The sequence below is a fragment of the Sphingomonas sp. genome, assembly GCF_029239295.1.
Lineage (GTDB): Bacteria > Pseudomonadota > Alphaproteobacteria > Sphingomonadales > Sphingomonadaceae > Sphingomonas.
In genome coordinates this window covers 410,002-426,043 of record NZ_JAQZBC010000002.1, presented here as the reverse complement: position 1 = coordinate 426,043, position 16,042 = coordinate 410,002, and the positions used below count along the sequence as shown (strand labels likewise).

The window sequence follows — 16,042 nt, the reverse complement described above, 5'->3', positions numbered from 1 at the left end:
GGCAGTTGGGACGGCGGCGGCGACACGCGGCGGCGTGTCGGCGGGCGCGGCGTGGCGATCGCGGCGATCGGTGCGGCTGCGCTTGGCTTGGGCGGTCTCGACTATGTCACTTACCCCGCGCCGCTGCCGGACTTCGCCGCGGCGCGTGCTGCTTATCGGCCCTCGGAGGCGTGGCTGTACGATCGCAACGGCGTGCTGGTGGACAGCGCGCGCGTCGATTTCGCAGCGCGTCGACTGGCGTGGACGCCGCTGGAGCGGATCGCACCGGTCGTACCGCAGACGATCATCGCCGCCGAGGACCGCCGTTTCGAGGAGCATGGCGGGGTCGACTGGCTGGCGCTGGCGGGGTCGCTCTGGGGGCGAGTGAAGGGGCAGCGCGCGCGCGGGGCGAGTACGCTGTCGATGCAGGTCGCCGGATTCCTCTCGCCCGAGCTTGCCGCGCCGGGTGCGCGCGGCTGGCGCGACAAATGGCGGCAGTTGCGCGCCGCGCGCCAGTTGGAAGCGCGCTGGAGCAAGCCGCAGGTTCTGGAGGCGTACCTCAATCTGGCGCCATTCCGCGGCGAAGCGCAGGGAATCGGCGCGGCGTCGCTGGGGCTGTTCGGAAAGACCCCGGCTGCCTTGTCCCGCGACGATGCGGTGCTTCTCGCCGCGCTGCTGCCCGATCCGCAGGGAAGCGCAGCGCGGCTTGCAGCGCGCGCGTGCCGGCTGGCGCAGGCGCGCGATTGCAGCGTATATCAGGCGCAGGCAGCGTCTATGCTGGGCCCGGCGCGCAGCCTGGCGCTTGATCCCGGGCTGGCGCCGCATCTGTCGGACCGGCTGCTGACGAAGGCGGGCGCGCGGGTCGACACGACGCTCGACATCCGCATCCAGCGCATGGCGGCGGCGGCGCTGCGGCGGCAGTTGCAAGGGCTGGGCGGCAGCCGAGCGCGGGACGGCGCGGTGCTGGTGGTGGATAATGAAAGCGGCGACGTGCTGGCCTATGTCGGCGGGATCGGTGGGGCCTCCACCGCCCCATCGGTCGATGGCGCGAACAGCTATCGCCAGGCAGGTTCGACGCTGAAGCCGTTCCTGTACGCGCAGGCGATCGAGCGCGGCTATCTGACGGCGGCATCGATTTTGGACGATTCACCGGTTCAACTCGACACCGCATCGGGGCTGTACGTGCCGCAGAATTACGATCGTGGGTTCAAAGGGCCGGTATCGGCGCGCGCCGCACTGGCGGGATCGCTGAACGTTCCAGCCGTGCGCACCTTGCTGCTGGTCGGGGTCGATCCGTTTCGCGACCGGCTGTGGGACAGCGGTTATCGCGGGCTGACCGAGGACGGGCAATATTACGGCTTCTCACTGGCGCTGGGATCGGCGGAGGTGACCCTGCTGGAGCAGGCGGCGGCGTATCGCAGCCTGGCGCTGGGCGGCGCATGGTCGCCGTTGCGGGTGACCAAGGACCAGCCGCGGGGGGAATCGCGACAGGTGACGACCGGCCCCGCGGCATGGATCGTCGGCGACATGATGGCCGATCCCAACGCGCGGGCGGCGACCTTTGGCCTCGATTCAGCGCTGCGGCTGCCGTTCTGGGCGGCGGTGAAGACCGGCACGTCAAAGGCGATGCGCGACAATTGGTGCATCGGCTATTCCGAGCGCTTCACCGTGGCGGTGTGGGTCGGCAACGTGGAAGGCGATCCGATGCGCGCCGTGTCGGGCACCAGCGGCGCGGCGCCGGTGTGGCGTGACGTGATGATGGCGCTGCATGCACGCGTACCCGGACGCGCGCCGGCCCGTCCCGCTGGGATCGAGGCCAGGCAGATCGCGTTCGACGGGCAGGTCGAACAGCCACGGCGAGAATATTTCCTTGCCGGGACCGGACAAACGCGGATGGCGGCCGCGCCGCGTGAGGCACGGCGGCCGCGCATCGTCAGCCCGGTGGCGGGCACCGTCTACGCGATCGATCCCGATATCCCGCCGGACCGCCAGCGGTTCGCGGTGGCGGTGGCCGGCGACGTGGTGGCGCAGCGCCTGATGCTCGACGGGCGCGACCTCGGGCCGGCGAGCGCCACGCCGGTGATCGCCGCCGCACCGGGCCAGCACCGTCTGGGGCTGGTCGATGCGGGCGGGGCGATCGTCGATGAGGTGCGCTTTACCGTCCGGTAATCGGTCGCCGACGAGCCGTCAGAGCAGGTCGCCGCCGCAGGCCGAGGCGGTGGTGCCGGTGCGTTCGTACGCCTTGATGACGTTGCGGCCGACCGTCCAGCGGTGCACCTCGTCGGGGCCGTCGACCAGTCGCTGCGAGCGGATGTGGGTGTACCAGGCGGCGAGCGGTGTATCGAGGCTGAAGCCGAGCGCGCCGTGCAGCTGGATCGCGGTGTCGACCACCTGATGCACCATGTTGGCGAGGAAGATCTTGGCGATCGAATTCTCCTGCCGGATGTCGTCGCCGCGCTCTGCCTTGTACGCGATGTGGAGCAGCATCAGCCGCGCCTTGTAGATCTCTGCCGCGCAATCGGCGAGCATCCACTGAACACCCTGCCGCTCCTTCAGGAGCTTGCCGAACGTCTCGCGCTGGATGACGTGCGCGGTCGCCATGTCGAGCGCGCGCTGCGCCATCGAGACATTGTGCATGCCGTGGCGCAGACGGCCGTAGGCGAGGCGATGCTGGCCCATGTTGAAGCCATTGCCTTCGCCGCCGAGCAGATCCTCTGCTCGCACGACGAGGTCCTTGATCTCGACCTCCGAATGGCCGCCGCCGAGGATCTCGGTCAGCGGGCCGTGGACCGCCATCGTCTCGATATCGCGGACGATCTTGTAGCCCGGGTTGGGCAGTTCGACGATGAAGGTGGAATAGCGCTGGTGCCGCGGCGCGTCGGGATCGGTCATCGCCATGACGAGCGCGATGTCGGCGACGCTGGCGGCGGAGGAGAACCACTTCTCGCCGTTCAGCACGTAATTCTCGTTGCCGTCCTTCACCGCGCGGGTCTGCATGCCGGTGGCGTCGGCGCCGGCGGCCTTCTCGGTCATCGAGTAGCAGATGCGCTTTTCGCCGTTGAGCAGCGGCTTCAGATACTTTTCCTTCTGATGATCGGTGCCGTGCGCCAGCAGCGTCATCATCGTCGCGTCATCGGGGCCCTGCGTGTTCATCGACAGCGCGCCGAGGTGGCTTTCGCCAAGCTCCATCTGAACCAGCGCATTGGCCAGCGGGCCGAGGCCCATGCCGCCATATTCCTTGGGAATGAACGGGCACCACAGGCCCTGCGCCCGCGCCTTGGCGCGCAGTTCATTGAGAACCGTCTTGTAATCCTCGCCAGCGACCAGACGCTTTTCGGCCGGCTTGCATTCGTCATGCACCCATTGGCGCACCCGCTCGCGGATCGCCTTTGCTTCTTGCGGGATCTCGAAATCGATCGACATGTGATCACTCTCCTAATGCGTTCGCCGGCCGTTGCCGGTTCTTATTCCTTCAGGGCCGCAGCGGCCTTGTTGAGATCGGGCGCGTTGGGGGAGCGCATCGCAACGCCGCCCTCCTGCCCGGCCTTGAGCGCGGCGGCGGCGCCTTCGTGCGACATGATCTTTGACAGGACGGCCTGACCGGCGCGCTCGAACGCGTCGCGGTGTTCGACGACATATTGGCGCGAGGCGCGATAGCCCTCGAGCAGGCCGTGGATTTCCGGGATGACGTAGCGCGCGACGAGATCCCAGCTTTTCGCGGTATTCTCGCGATTGGCCCAATCGTGGACGAAGCCGAGCACGGTGCCAAAGCCGCCGGCCGAGGCGTGAAGCTTGCGGATCGCGGCGACGAGATCGTCGGGCGTGCCGATCACCGCGGCGGCGCCGTCGACGAAGGCGGTCAGGTCCACCGCCTCGTCGGGCGAGGCGAAGGGCTTGGCGCCCGGGCGCATCAGCGTGCCGACGGTATATTCATTGTGCCATTTCATCAGCCCGGCGCCGGCCTGGGCGCGCGCCTCCTCGCGCGTTTCGGCGATGTGCCAGCTCATCAGCACGCGCCAATTGTCGCGGCTTACCGTCTTGCCGGACTTCGCGGCGGCCTGTTCGGCAAAGCCCCATTGCGTCGGCAGCGCGGCAAGGCCGGCATCCGAATTGGAGCCGATCGAGAGCGCGCCGATGCCGTATTTGCCCGCCAGCGTCATGCCGGAAGGGCTGATCGAGGAGGCAACGACGAAGGGCATGTCCTCCTGCAGCGGGAACAGCTGGAGCCGCGCATCCTTCAGCGTGAACCAGTCGCTCTCATGCGTCACGCGCTCGCCCGCGAACAGGCGGCGGATGACGCCGATCGCCTCGTCCTGCCGATCGCGCTGGGTCATGGGATCGATGCCGAGCATGTACGCGTCGGACGGCAGCGCGCCGGGGCCGGTGCCGAAGATCACCCGGCCGCGCGTCATGTGGTCGAGCTGGACGATGCGCTGCGCGACGTTGAACGGATGGTGGTACGGCAGCGAGACGACACCGGTGCCAAGGCGAATGCGCTGGGTGTGCTCGCCGACGGCGGCCAGGAACATCTCGGGCGAGGCGATCACTTCCCAGCCGGTCGAGTGATGCTCGCCGACCCAGAATTCGTCATAGCCAAGCTCGTCGAGGTGCTTCGCGAGGCGGATGTCCTCGCGCATCTGGAGCATCGGATGCTCGCCAATGGGATGGTGAGGCGCCAGGAACGCGCCGAACTTCAAACGAGCCATGACCAGCCTTTCGAACCGAATAATCGCGCCAAGGCGACCCGACGGTCCGGCCAGGCCATTGCGGCCCGAGGCGAACGATCCTGCCACCCTCTCCCAGACATGCCGCACCGGCGATGCCTGCCAATTAAGTCTTATCGCTTAATTGGTGCCGTGATCCGTGTTGCGCGGCCCCGTGTCAAGAACGAGGGCTGCGATTCGGCGCGACTGGTCAGGGGAGATGGCGGGAACGCGAGGGGCGGCGCGGCGCCTAGAAGCGCGCGGGGTCGCCGCGCGACGCGGTCGAGGAGCGCAGCATGGCGATCGCTTCGTCCGCCGGCAGCGCCTCGCTGAAGAGGAACCCTTGCGCATAATCGCAGCCTCGCCGGGCGAGATAGCGGGCCTGCTCGGCCTGTTCGACGCCCTCCGCGACGACCTCCATGTCCAGTCGCTGCGCCAGCGTGATGATCGCATCGGCAATGGCGGCATCGTCCGAATCGGCGCGAAGGTTGGAGACGAAAGTCTTGTCGATCTTGATCACGTCGACCGGAAACGCCTTCAGATGCGTCAGCGAGGCATAGCCGGTGCCGAAATCGTCCAGTGCGATCCGGAAGCCGTGATCGTGGAAGGTCGCGAGCGTTGCCTCCAGCCGGTCGGTATCGCGGCCGAGCAACACGGTTTCGGTGATCTCCAGCTCGATCCGGTCGAACGGCACGCCGCGTTCCTGGAACGGGCGGGTGATCCGATCGACCAAACCATCATGGCGGAACTCCGCCGGTGACAGATTGAGCGCCACCGGGACCGGCGGCGCGCCCTGATCCATCCAGCGGCGCATGTCGGTGGCAATGCCCGCCAGCATCCTGTCGCCAATGGCGATCGCCAGCCCCAGGTCATCGAACGCGGAGGCGATCGTATCCGGCCCCTGAACGCCAAGCAGATCGTGATGCCAGCGCAGCAGCGCCTCGAAGCCAGCGATCCGGCCCGTCGCGAGGCAGATCTTCGGTTGGTAGAAGGGGACGATGAGATTGTCGCGCACCGCGACGCGCGCCACGTTCAGCATCGACGCGCGGCGCTGCACCTCCGCGCGCATGGCGGGTTGGAACAGCGACATTTCGCCGCGCCGATGCGCCTTGCCGACGTAAAGCGCGATGTCGGCCGACTTCAGGAGTTCGTCCGCGGTGGTGCCGTGCGTCGGGAACAGCGCGGCGCCGGCGGTCGCCTGCGTGTCGCAGGTATGGCCGTCGAATTCGAAGGGTTCGCGCAGCCGCAGCAGCGCGCGCTCGACATGCGCCTGGACACGGTCCCCCGCGACCCCGGTCAGCAGCACGGCAAATTCGTCCCCGCCCAGCCGGCCGACCGCCGCGCGCGGACCAAAGGCCTGCTGCAGCCGCCGCGCAAATGTCTTGAGCAGCATGTCGCCCGCGTCATGCCCGATCGTGTCGTTCATCTCCTTCAGATGATCGAGATCGAGCAGGACGAGCGCGAGTTGACTGCCCGGCGTGGTGGCGGCCAGCGCGCTTTCCAGCTCACCGGTGAAATGGCTGCGATTGGGAATGCCGGTCAGCGCGTCATGCGTTGCTGTCCAGCGGATCCTCTCCTTGGCGGTGCGTTCCTCGGTGACGTCGCGGATTGTGACGAGGATCCGTTCGAGCCGCCCGGTCGAGGTGCGGATCCGCCAGCCGCTGGTTTGCATCCAGCGTTCTTCCAGGTCGTTGGCGCGGCGCACGCGCAGCGTGACGTCGAACTGGGCGCTGCTGTCGCCGGACCATGCCGCCGTCGCCAGCGCCTGCAGCAGATGGCGGTCCTCCGGCACCACCACCGCCATTGCGGTGTCCAGCGAGGGGATGACATGCGGGGACAGGCCCAGCATGTCCTTGAACTCGGCCGACCATTCGCGCCGCTGATGGACCGCGTCATAATCCCAGATGCCGAGCCCGGCGGCCTGCGCGGCGAGGCGAAAGCGTTCTTCGCTGTCGCGCAGCGCCTGTTCGGTGGTGCGCTGTTCGTGAATGTCCTCCAGCGTGCCGTACCAGCGAATTACTTCGCCCGCCGCGTCGGTGCGCGGCGCCGCCCGGGCGCGAAACCAGCGCGCGGTGCCGTGGCAGAGCAGTCGGTAGGTGATGTCGATCGGCTCCCCCCGGCTGACGGCGGCGCGCCAGGCGATACGGGTGCGCTCGATGTCGTCGGGGTGGAGCGCCTGCAGCCAGGAATCGTGTAGCGAATCCTTGCGGCCGATACCGGTGATCTCCGACCAGCGCGAATTGACCTCCATCACCGCGCCGTCCGCAGCGGCGGACCAGGCGATCTGCGGCGCGAGTTCAACCGTGTGGCGGTAATGTTCCTCGCTTTCGAGCAGGCCCTGCTGCGCTTCGTGGCGAGCGGTGATGTCGGACGCGACGGTGATCGTCGATTGCGGACGGCCCGCCGCGTCGAGCACGAAGGACACGTGCACCGCGCACCAGCTGGCCGTTCCGTCAGGACGGATGTAGCGTTTCTCGATCTCGAACGGTTCGGCCTTGGCGAGCTGTTCGCGGTACAGCCGGCTCGACCGATCACGATCGTCGGGATGGGTGAATTCCTCGAACGGCAGGCCGGCGAGTTCCTCCGGCGGACGGCCGACGAGCGCGCAAAAGGCGTCGTTGACGAGGAGGACGCGGCGGTCGAGATCGCGGTGGAGGATGCCGACCCTGGCGCGGCTGAGGACAATTTCCAACCCCGCGCGGCTGGCGCCCGGGACGCTGCCGGGGCGAGCGATCACTACCTCGCCTTCGGTCGGCGGCGTGGCAGTCGACACGGCGCGCAAGCCGGTCAGGGGCGCTGAACCAGCACGCATCTCCTGAGCCGGAACATGTTGCACCGTGAATTGCCCTCCGTAACGATTCGCCTTTGCCCCGCGAACCAATCCGGCCGAAATGCGACAAAGGAATTAAGTTACGGTAAAACAGGGGGATACGTGATTCTACGTTGAACAGCTGATCAGCAAAGGCTTTACCGGATGTTCAACTGACGTGATCTGCCATTTGGCTGGCACGATTGCGCTTCATAAGTATATCCACATGGCAGAAACGCGCAGGATCATGCTGCTATTTCGGTTTGGTTGATACAGATCAGAACGGTCAAGCGATCATCCCGACGGACACGAAGTAAATGGATTCGGGAGAGACGTGATGGAATACGCAAGACTTGGCACAACCGGTCTGGAAGTGTCGCGCCTGTGCCTGGGATGCATGACCTATGGCGAGCCGACGCGCGGCAACCATGAGTGGACGTTGGACGAGGAGCGCAGCCGGCCGCTGCTGCGACGGGCGATCGAGGCAGGGATCACCTTCTTCGACACCGCCAACGTCTATTCCGATGGCAGTTCGGAGGAGATCCTGGGCCGCGCGGTGCGCGAATTCTCGCGGCGCGAGGATGTGGTGATCGCAACCAAGGTGCACGGCCGGATGCGACCGGGCCCCAACGGCGCCGGGCTGAGCCGGAAGGCGATCATGCACGAAATCGACGCCAGCCTGACCCGGCTGGGCACCGATTATGTCGACCTCTACCAGATCCATCGGTTCGATTACGACACGCCGATCGAGGAGACGCTGGAGGCGCTGCATGACGTCGTGAAGGCGGGCAAGGCGCGCTACATCGGCGCGTCGTCGATGTACGCCTGGCAGTTCGCCACCATGCTCCATGTCGCCGAGGCGAATGGCTGGACCCGGTTCGTCAGCATGCAGAATTATCTCAACCTGCTGTACCGCGAGGAGCAGCGCGAAATGCTGCCGCTATGCGCTGCGGAGGGGATCGGCGTCATCCCGTGGAGCCCGCTGGCGCGCGGGCGGCTTACCCGCGACTGGGATGAAAGCACGCGCCGGTCGGAAACCGACAAGTTCGGGCGGACGCTGTACCAGCGCACCGCCGACGCCGATCGCAAGGTGGTGGAAGCGGTAGCTGCCGTCGCCGCCGGGCGCGGCGTGCCGCGCGCGCAGATCGCGCTGGCGTGGGTGCTGGCCCAGCCCGAGGTATCGGCGCCGATCGTCGGCGCATCGAAGGCGGGCCATCTGGAGGATGCAATCGCCGCACTCGACATCGTGTTGAGCGATGCCGAGATCGATCAGTTGGAGGCGGCCTATGTGCCGCATGCCGTGGTCGGCTTCGCCTGAGCGCAGCTTATCCGGCGGGCGCCCAGAGCGGCGAGCGGGTAGGTGAACGATGGCGGGCGGGAGAGCGGCGTGCCGCTTCCCCGCCCGCCATGGGTTCAGATGGCTGCGGTGCGCGGGCGCGTGGCGCTGTGCCCGCCGGCGCGGAACAGGATGTCGGCGGCAGTCGCCGGATCGATCCGTGCGGCATTGGTGTCTACCGACACGAAGACGCCGCCGTCATGGATGCGCTCACCGTAATAGGCCGCATCCTCGCGGCTGACGCCATGATCGGTCATCACCTTTTCGAGGCCGCCGGCAGCACCGCCGAGTGCCGCGCCAGTGATCGCCGCGCCAGGCACCGCCGAGGCGGCGATCGCGCCGGCGCCGACCAGCGGACCTACGCCGGGGATCGCCAACGCCGCAATGCCCAGGAGCGTGCCGATACCGGCGCCCGCGGCAACCTTGCCGACGAATTCCTGCGTACCGCCATCGTGCCCGGTTTCATGACCATCTTCGTCATGCCGCGCGAGCAGCGAGATAGCGCTGTCGCTCACCCCGCTGTCGCGCAGGTCGGACACCGCGCGCTCCGCCTCGTGGCGGCTGTCAAGAATCGCGGAAACAATAGTCGTGCTCATCATCCCTCCTATCGTGGCGCCAGGCCATCAGGATGAAGGGAAAGCCCGCGGGGTGGCCGATCGTTCCGCGACAATCAGGGTAAATACGGGCTTAACCAGGCTCATTTGGCATCCATGAAGCGCAAGATCGCCGACTGGCTGCCGCTGGCGATCATCGTTCCATCCTCGGCAAACATGTGGATCGCGCCATGGCCGAAGCCGCGCGCCGCTGCACTGATGCGCACGTCGCACAGCACCCAGTCGGTTGGCACCAGCTGCGCCACGCGCATCGTATTGTCGAGGCTGTTGCCCCCGCCGCGCCGGCCGAACGCGACGGCCAGCCCCGAAGGCACGAAATCGGCAAAGATCGCGAGCAGGCTGGCATCGATAGGCGAGCCGTCGCGCGGCCGCATCCACAGCACCATGCGCCCGTCCGCCGAGGGTGCGCCATCGCGCGGCACCGCGCCATAGCGGCCCGGCGCGACGCGCACGTCGAGCCGGCTCATCAGCGCGGCGTCCTGAGCGGGCCACATCTGCTGCGGCGAGCATTCGTCGGGCGGCGGCATGTCGGGCGAGGCGATCCATTGATGCGCGGGCATATTCTCGCGATCGCCAAGCGCCGCATTGACGCTGATGATCGGCTTGCCGGCATCGGTGCCGGTGATGCGGACCTGGGTGATGTTGCGTCCGGCCGACAATATCTCAACATCCAAGTCGAGCGTGTCGCCGATCCGGGCATAGGAAATGAACTGCGCGCTGGACCAGATCACGCGGCGCCCCGTCGCCCGTTCCGCCGCGATCGTCGCTGCGCCCAGCCCGACGCCGCCGAACATGAAGACGTTGCCCGGCGGGCCGACGCAAATCTGGTCGGTAATGGCGAGGCGGTAGCTGAGCGGATCGGCGGTATTCTCCACCTGGAGAAAGGAGGCTGGCGTGGCGCTGGATGGGTGCGCGCCACGGCTGTCCCCATGATGACCTTCGGAATGCAACGTCACGATCCTCCCCCGCACAGATGATGGTGTGTCACCCGTAACTTCTGTTATGGGTGGCGCAAACAGAATCAGGAGAGAGACGCGATGAACTTCGACAGCGATTATCGCATGCTGATCGGCGGCGAGCTGGTGACCGGCTCCGCGACGCTCGACGTGGTAAATCCCGCCAATGAGGACGTCATCGCCAGCGTGCCCGACGCGACGCGCGAGGACCTGGACAAGGCGATTGCCGCCGCGCGCAAGGCGTACCCCGGCTGGGCGGCGACGCCGATCGCCGAGCGCAAGGCGAAGCTCGCCGCGCTGGGCCAGGCGATCATGGCCAATGCCGATCCGCTGATGCGCCTCCTCACCAAGGAGCAGGGCAAGCCGCACGCCGAATCGCAGGGCGAGGTGATGGGCGCAGGTTACTGGCTGATGGCCGCCTCGCAGCTCGACTTGCCCGTTACCGTCAACGAGAATTCGGACGAACGCTACAGCGAGACGCGCCACGTCCCTCTGGGCGTCGTCGGCGCGATCGCGCCGTGGAATTTCCCGATGATCCTGGCGATGTTCAAGGTCGGCCCGGCGCTGCTGGCGGGTAATACGATGGTGCTGAAGCCGTCACCCTTCACGCCGCTGTCGACGCTGAAATTCGGCGAGCTGGCAGCGCAGCTGTTGCCGCCGGGTGTGCTCAACATCGTCACGGGCGGTGACGATCTGGGGCCGTGGATGACCAGCCACCCGGGCTTCGACAAGATCAGCTTCACCGGATCGACCGCCACCGGCAAGCGCGTGATGCAGTCCGCCGCGCCGACGCTGAAGCGCGTGACGCTGGAACTTGGCGGCAATGACGCGGCGATCGTGATGCCCGATGTGGACGTGGAAAAGGTCGCGGAGGAATTGTTCTGGGCGGCGTTCCGCAACAACGGCCAGATCTGCATCGCGACCAAGCGGATGTACGTCCACAAGGACATTTACGATCAGCTGCGCGACGCGCTGGTCGCTTATGCCAAGACGGTGAAGGTCGGCGACGGATCCGAACAGGGCACGCAGATCGGCCCGATCAACAACAAGCAGCAATATGCCCGCGTGCTGGAACTGATCCAGGATGCCAAGGACAAGGGCTACAAGTTCCTGGTGGGCGGCGAGAAGGCGGATGTGCCGGGTTTCTTCGTGCCGGTCACCATCCTCGACAATCCGCCCGAGGACGCGCGGATCGTTCAGGAGGAGCAGTTCGGCCCGGTGCTGCCGCTGCTGAAGTTCGACGATCTCGACGAGGTCGTCGCGCGCGCCAATGCGACCGATTACGGCCTCGGCGGTTCGGTCTGGGGCAATGACGAGGACAAGGCGTTCGAGATCGCGCAGCGCATTGCGAGCGGCACGGTGTGGGTCAACGAGACTCAGCATCTGTCGCCGATGGCGGCGTTCGGCGGCATGAAGCAGTCCGGCGTCGGCGTCGAAGGCGGGATCGAGGGCCTGCTGGAATATACCAACGCGCAGACGATCGTGCGCAAGAAGCGCAAGGAAGCCGTCGCGGCCTGATCGCCGCGGCTGACGCGCGGGCGGGTGGCCGATCAGGCCGTCGCCCGCGCTGGCCCCGGAGCGCATCCGGCTAAGGAGTGCGCCCAGCTAAAGAGTGCGCTCAGCCCGTGAGTGACAGGAAATCCATGATCGATCTTCTCGGTACCTGGACGCTGTTGTCCTGCGTCAGCCAGCGCGGCGACAAGGAACGCCGCACCTTTGGCGATCCGCCGGCGGGGCAGCTGCAATATGCCGCCGATGGGCGGATGTCGGCGTTTCTGATGGATCCGGCCTGGGCGGCGGCGGGCGATCCCGCGGCCGACAGCTTCACGCAATTCTTTTCCTATGCCGGCACCTGGCGCCGCGAGGGCGAGCGGCTGACTCACGACATCCTGTTCGCCTCTCAACCGACGCGGGTGGGCACCAGCTTCGTCCGGCTGATCGTGCCGGTCGATGACGACACGATCGAACTGGTGACCGAGCCGGAGGTGTCGAAATCGGGCCAGACCTATGTCACCCGACTGCTGTGGAAGCGGGTGGCGGCAACCGCCTGACCATTCGTCGCGCCGCTCAGGCGGCGGCGAGCGCGTTCAGCGTATCGGTGACCTGCTGCCGCAATTCCGGATCGCGAGTGATTTCGAGGATCGTGCCCAGGCTGGCGCGCGCCTTGGCAACATCGCCATCGACCAGTTCCAGCCGGGCGCGCTGCCACCAGGCATGGGCATATTCAGGCGCGACGATCGTCATCCGTTCGTACAGCGTCAGCGCGCGACGACCCTGGCCGGCCTGCTCGGCACGGCTCGCCTGATTCTGCAGCAGGCGGATCAGGATCGCGCGGTTGGGCATCGCACTGACGTGCGTCACCGGCCCATTGTCGCTGGCGAATGCCGTGGCGAGTGCGGCAAGCCGCTCCGCATCGACGCGCGTACCGCCAATGAAGGGGTCGATGATGACCGGCGCCACGTCAGCGCCGACCAGCACCAGCACATGGCCGGGAAAATCGAGGATCTCCGCGCGCCAGCCCACCCGCCGCGCTGCCGCGACATACAGGATCGACAGGCTGATCGGCAGGCCGCGGCGGCGATCGATGACGCGGATCAGATCGGCATTGGCGGGATCGTCATAGGTTTCGTCGTCGCCGATGAAGCCGAACTCGCCCGCCAGCACCGTCTGCAGCGCGGCGGCCTGGTCGCCGGCCTCCTCCAGATGTTCGCCGATGCGCTCCAGCCCGGCGGTGATCGCGTCAAGCGTTCGATCATAGGGTTCCAGATCAACGTCGGGCTGATCGAGCAGGGCGAGCGACAGGGCGGCTTCGTCGAGCACGATTTCTTCATCGTCAATCAGGCCGAGGCGGTTCAGGTCATCATGCATGCAAAGCAAGATGGGGATGGAAAGCCGATGCTGCAAAGCGATCGGACAAAGCGGGCGCAATGCCGGCGCACGGCAGCATTTTTTTGCGCCGTCGCGCGACTGAGGTGCGATCGGCGGTTTTCAGGGCGGAGCGATTTAGGTTAGGCCGCGTTTTAACCTTAAGACGCCGGACGATTTTCCCACGGCCCGCAGGATCTTGCTCTGACGATGCTGGAATTTTCGCCGCAAGGTCTCCGCCACGGCAATGGTAATGCCACCGGTGCTGCGGGATCTTGCGCTGAACTGGTCGCCACGCGGGATTGGTCGCGCACCCCGCTAGGCCCGCTCGATCGCTGGCCGCAGAGCCTGCGCAGCGCCACCGCCATCCTGCTTCGTTCCCCTGTGCCAATCGTCATGCTGTGGGGCGAGGAAGGCGTCATGCTCTACAATGACGCGTATTCCGGCTTCGCCGCAGGCCGACACCCCGATCTTCTTGGCTCCAACGTGCGCGAGGGGTGGCCCGAGGTCGCCGATTTCAACGATAATGTGATGCGGGTGGGCCTTGCCGGCGGCACGCTGCATTATCGCGACCAGGAACTGACGCTCAACCGCAACGGCCGCCCCGAACGGGTATGGATGGACCTCGATTATTCGCCGGTGCCGGACGAAAGCGGCAATCCGGCGGGGGTAATCTGCATCCTGGCGGAAACGACCGAGCGGGTGGCGGCCGAGCGGCGCAGCCAGTTCCTGCTGTCGATGTCGGACGAGCTGCGCGCGCTCAGTACCCCGCGTGAGATTACCTGCGCGGCCGCAACCCGGCTGGGCGAATGGCTGGGGGCGAGCCGCGTCTTCTATGCCGAAATCGCCAGCGGCATCATGACCGTCGACGAGGATTACCATCACGGCGTCCCGACCATCGTCGGCCGCCACTCGCTCGTGTCGTTCGGCGAGGAACTGCTCAACGCCTATCAGATCGGTACCCCTGTCGTGGTGCGCGACGTACCCGGCGATGAGCGGCTGAGCGACAATGCGCGCGTCGGGCTGACCGACCGGCAGGTGGGCGCCTTCATCGACGTAGTGCTGTTCGAAGGTGACCAGCGGGTCGGCCTGCTGGCGGTGCAGAGCGCGACCCCGCGGGTGTGGACGCCGGCGGAGGAAAGCCTCGTGCAGGAGGTGGGCGAGCGCGTCAAAAGCGCGATCGAACGCGCCCGGGCGGAAATCGCGCTGCGCGAACTGAATGAAACGCTGGAGGCGCAGGTCGCGCTGCGGTCGGCGGAAAGCAACCGGCTGTGGAACCTGTCGCAGGACATGCTGGCGCGCGCCGATTACCAAGGCATGATGTCCGCGGTCAGCCCGGCCTGGACGCAGGTGCTGGGCTGGAGCGAGGAGGAGCTGCTGTCGCGCGGCTATGCGTCCTTCATGCATTCCGACGACGCCGACGCGACGCTGGCAGCGATCCAGCGCATGGCCGAGACGCGCGGCGCCGCGCGGTTCCAGAACCGCATTGCCACCCGCGACGGGGAATGGAAGCCGATCGAGTGGACGGTGGCGCCCGAACCGGACGGCGTGAATTTCATCGCGGTCGGCCGTGACCTCAGCGAGACCAAGGCGCGCGAGGCGGAGCTGGAAATAGCGCAGGAGGCGCTGCGCCAGAGCCAGAAGATGGAGGCGATGGGCAGCCTGACAGGCGGCGTCGCCCACGATTTCAACAATCTGCTGACCCCGATCATCGGGTCGCTCGACATGCTGGTGCGCCACGGCGTGGGCAGCGATCGCGAGCGACGGCTGATCAACGGCGCGCTGCAATCCGCCGAGCGGGCCAAGACGCTGGTGCAGCGATTGCTCGCCTTTGCTCGGCGCCAGCCGCTGAAGGTGACCGCGGTCGATGTCGGCCGCGTGATCGACGGGATGATGGGGCTGATGCGCTCCACCGTTGGGCCGACGGTCGAATTGCGCACTGATCTGGCCGCGGATCTGCCCGCGGCGATGGCGGATGCCAACCAGCTGGAGATGGCGCTGCTCAACCTTGCGGTGAATGCGCGCGACGCCATGCCGGGCGGGGGGCAGCTGACGATCGCGGCGCATCCCGATTGCGTGCGCCATGATCGCCCCGGCGGGCTGTCGCTGGGCCATTATATCCGGCTGAGCGTCATCGACACCGGGATCGGCATGGATGCCGATACGCTGAAGCGCGCGATCGAGCCGTTCTTTTCCACCAAGGGCGTGGGCAAGGGCACCGGCCTTGGCCTGTCGATGGTGCATGGCCTAGCCGCGCAATTGGGCGGCGAGCTGACGATCGAGAGCGCGCCGGGCGCCGGCTCCACCGTCACGTTGTGGTTGCCGATGAGCGTGAGCCAGGCGGATCGCGCGACGCCGGCGCTGCATCTGCCGACGCAGGGCACCGCGCTCGGCACCGTGCTGGTCGTCGATGACGAGGATCTGGTACGGATGAGCACCGCCGACATGCTGGTCGACCTGGGGTATAAGGTAGTCGAGGCGCGATCCGCCGAGGCGGCGCTGACACTGATCGATGATGGGCTGGAGCCCGATGTCGTCGTTACTGATCATTTGATGCCGGGCCTGAGCGGCGCGCAACTCGCGCATACGCTGAAGGCGTCGCGGCCCAGCATGTCGGTCCTGATCGTGTCGGGCTACGCCGAGGAGGAGGGGATCGACGCCAGCCTGCCGCGGCTGACCAAGCCGTTTCGCGCGGCCGAACTGGCGGCGAGCTTGATGGCGCTCTCCCCACGCGCCCTCAGCCACGCGATGCACTGACGGCCGGCTGAGCGTGTTGGCCC

Annotated in this window: 11 protein-coding genes; 5 read left to right on the top strand and 6 right to left on the bottom strand. The window is 67.0% G+C overall.

The features are described 5' to 3' along the window. Nucleotides 1–51 precede the first annotated feature (51 nt). Nucleotides 52–2,148 carry a penicillin-binding protein 1C gene (gene pbpC, locus K0S66_RS03560; RefSeq protein WP_301073809.1) on the top strand — a complete coding sequence of 699 codons (2,097 nt, stop codon included), beginning with the start codon at nucleotides 52–54 and terminating at the stop codon, nucleotides 2,146–2,148. Between the two features lie 18 nt (nucleotides 2,149–2,166). On the opposite strand, the gene K0S66_RS03555 is transcribed toward pbpC, so the two are convergent. The 3 genes from K0S66_RS03555 to K0S66_RS03545 form a co-directional block, all read right to left on the bottom strand. Beyond that, on the bottom strand, nucleotides 2,167–3,402 hold the full coding sequence (locus K0S66_RS03555; RefSeq protein ID WP_301073733.1) for an acyl-CoA dehydrogenase family protein: 1,236 nt from the start codon (nucleotides 3,400–3,402) through the stop codon (nucleotides 2,167–2,169). 41 nt (nucleotides 3,403–3,443) lie between these two features. Then, nucleotides 3,444–4,685: an LLM class flavin-dependent oxidoreductase gene (locus K0S66_RS03550; RefSeq protein WP_301073732.1), complete on the bottom strand. Its 1,242-nt coding sequence runs from the start codon at nucleotides 4,683–4,685 to the stop codon at nucleotides 3,444–3,446. Nucleotides 4,686–4,932: 247 nt separating this feature from the next. Further along, nucleotides 4,933–7,494 (bottom strand): EAL domain-containing protein, encoded by a 2,562-nt coding sequence (locus K0S66_RS03545; RefSeq protein ID WP_301073731.1) that lies wholly within the window; start codon nucleotides 7,492–7,494, stop codon nucleotides 4,933–4,935. 334 nt (nucleotides 7,495–7,828) lie between these two features. Between K0S66_RS03545 and K0S66_RS03540 the strand changes: the two genes are divergently transcribed. Continuing rightward, entirely contained in the window at nucleotides 7,829–8,809 is a 981-nt protein-coding gene (locus K0S66_RS03540) for an aldo/keto reductase (RefSeq protein ID WP_301073730.1), read from the top strand. 95 nt (nucleotides 8,810–8,904) lie between these two features. On the opposite strand, the gene K0S66_RS03535 is transcribed toward K0S66_RS03540, so the two are convergent. Both K0S66_RS03535 and K0S66_RS03530 read right to left on the bottom strand, forming a co-directional pair. Continuing rightward, nucleotides 8,905–9,423: a hypothetical protein gene (locus K0S66_RS03535; RefSeq protein ID WP_301073729.1), complete on the bottom strand. Its 519-nt coding sequence runs from the start codon at nucleotides 9,421–9,423 to the stop codon at nucleotides 8,905–8,907. Between the two features lie 101 nt (nucleotides 9,424–9,524). Beyond that, nucleotides 9,525–10,397, bottom strand: a complete 873-nt coding sequence (locus K0S66_RS03530) for an acyl-CoA thioesterase domain-containing protein (RefSeq protein ID WP_301073728.1) — start codon at nucleotides 10,395–10,397, stop codon at nucleotides 9,525–9,527. Nucleotides 10,398–10,478: 81 nt separating this feature from the next. On the opposite strand from K0S66_RS03530, the gene K0S66_RS03525 reads away from it, so the two are divergent. After that, nucleotides 10,479–11,915, top strand: a complete 1,437-nt coding sequence (locus K0S66_RS03525; RefSeq protein ID WP_301073727.1) for an aldehyde dehydrogenase family protein — start codon at nucleotides 10,479–10,481, stop codon at nucleotides 11,913–11,915. A 125-nt stretch (nucleotides 11,916–12,040) separates the two neighbouring features. Beyond that, a complete protein-coding gene (locus tag K0S66_RS03520; protein ID WP_301073726.1) occupies nucleotides 12,041–12,448 on the top strand; it encodes a lipocalin-like domain-containing protein in 408 nt (135 codons plus the stop codon). Between the two features lie 16 nt (nucleotides 12,449–12,464). On the opposite strand, the gene K0S66_RS03515 is transcribed toward K0S66_RS03520, so the two are convergent. After that, nucleotides 12,465–13,265: a transglutaminase-like domain-containing protein gene (locus K0S66_RS03515; protein WP_301073725.1), complete on the bottom strand. Its 801-nt coding sequence runs from the start codon at nucleotides 13,263–13,265 to the stop codon at nucleotides 12,465–12,467. A gap of 207 nt (nucleotides 13,266–13,472) precedes the next feature. Here K0S66_RS03515 and K0S66_RS03510 point away from each other — a divergent pair, with 207 nt between their 5' ends. After that, nucleotides 13,473–16,019: a PAS domain S-box protein gene (locus K0S66_RS03510; RefSeq protein WP_301073724.1), complete on the top strand. Its 2,547-nt coding sequence runs from the start codon at nucleotides 13,473–13,475 to the stop codon at nucleotides 16,017–16,019. Nucleotides 16,020–16,042: the final 23 nt, after the last annotated feature.

Excerpts from the sequence above, each read along its gene's own strand:
- K0S66_RS03555 (WP_301073733.1), bottom strand. The coding sequence starts at position 3,402 with ATGTCGATCGATTTCGAGATCCCGCAAGAAGCAAAGGCGATCCGCGAG.
- K0S66_RS03550 (WP_301073732.1), bottom strand. The coding sequence starts at position 4,685 with ATGGCTCGTTTGAAGTTCGGCGCGTTCCTGGCGCCTCACCATCCCATT.
- K0S66_RS03545 (WP_301073731.1), bottom strand. The coding sequence starts at position 7,494 with ATGCGTGCTGGTTCAGCGCCCCTGACCGGCTTGCGCGCCGTGTCGACT.
- K0S66_RS03540 (WP_301073730.1), top strand. The coding sequence starts at position 7,829 with ATGGAATACGCAAGACTTGGCACAACCGGTCTGGAAGTGTCGCGCCTG.
- K0S66_RS03535 (WP_301073729.1), bottom strand. The coding sequence starts at position 9,423 with ATGAGCACGACTATTGTTTCCGCGATTCTTGACAGCCGCCACGAGGCG.
- K0S66_RS03525 (WP_301073727.1), top strand. The coding sequence starts at position 10,479 with ATGAACTTCGACAGCGATTATCGCATGCTGATCGGCGGCGAGCTGGTG.
- K0S66_RS03520 (WP_301073726.1), top strand. The coding sequence starts at position 12,041 with ATGATCGATCTTCTCGGTACCTGGACGCTGTTGTCCTGCGTCAGCCAG.
- K0S66_RS03515 (WP_301073725.1), bottom strand. The coding sequence starts at position 13,265 with ATGCATGATGACCTGAACCGCCTCGGCCTGATTGACGATGAAGAAATC.
- K0S66_RS03510 (WP_301073724.1), top strand. The coding sequence starts at position 13,473 with ATGCTGGAATTTTCGCCGCAAGGTCTCCGCCACGGCAATGGTAATGCC.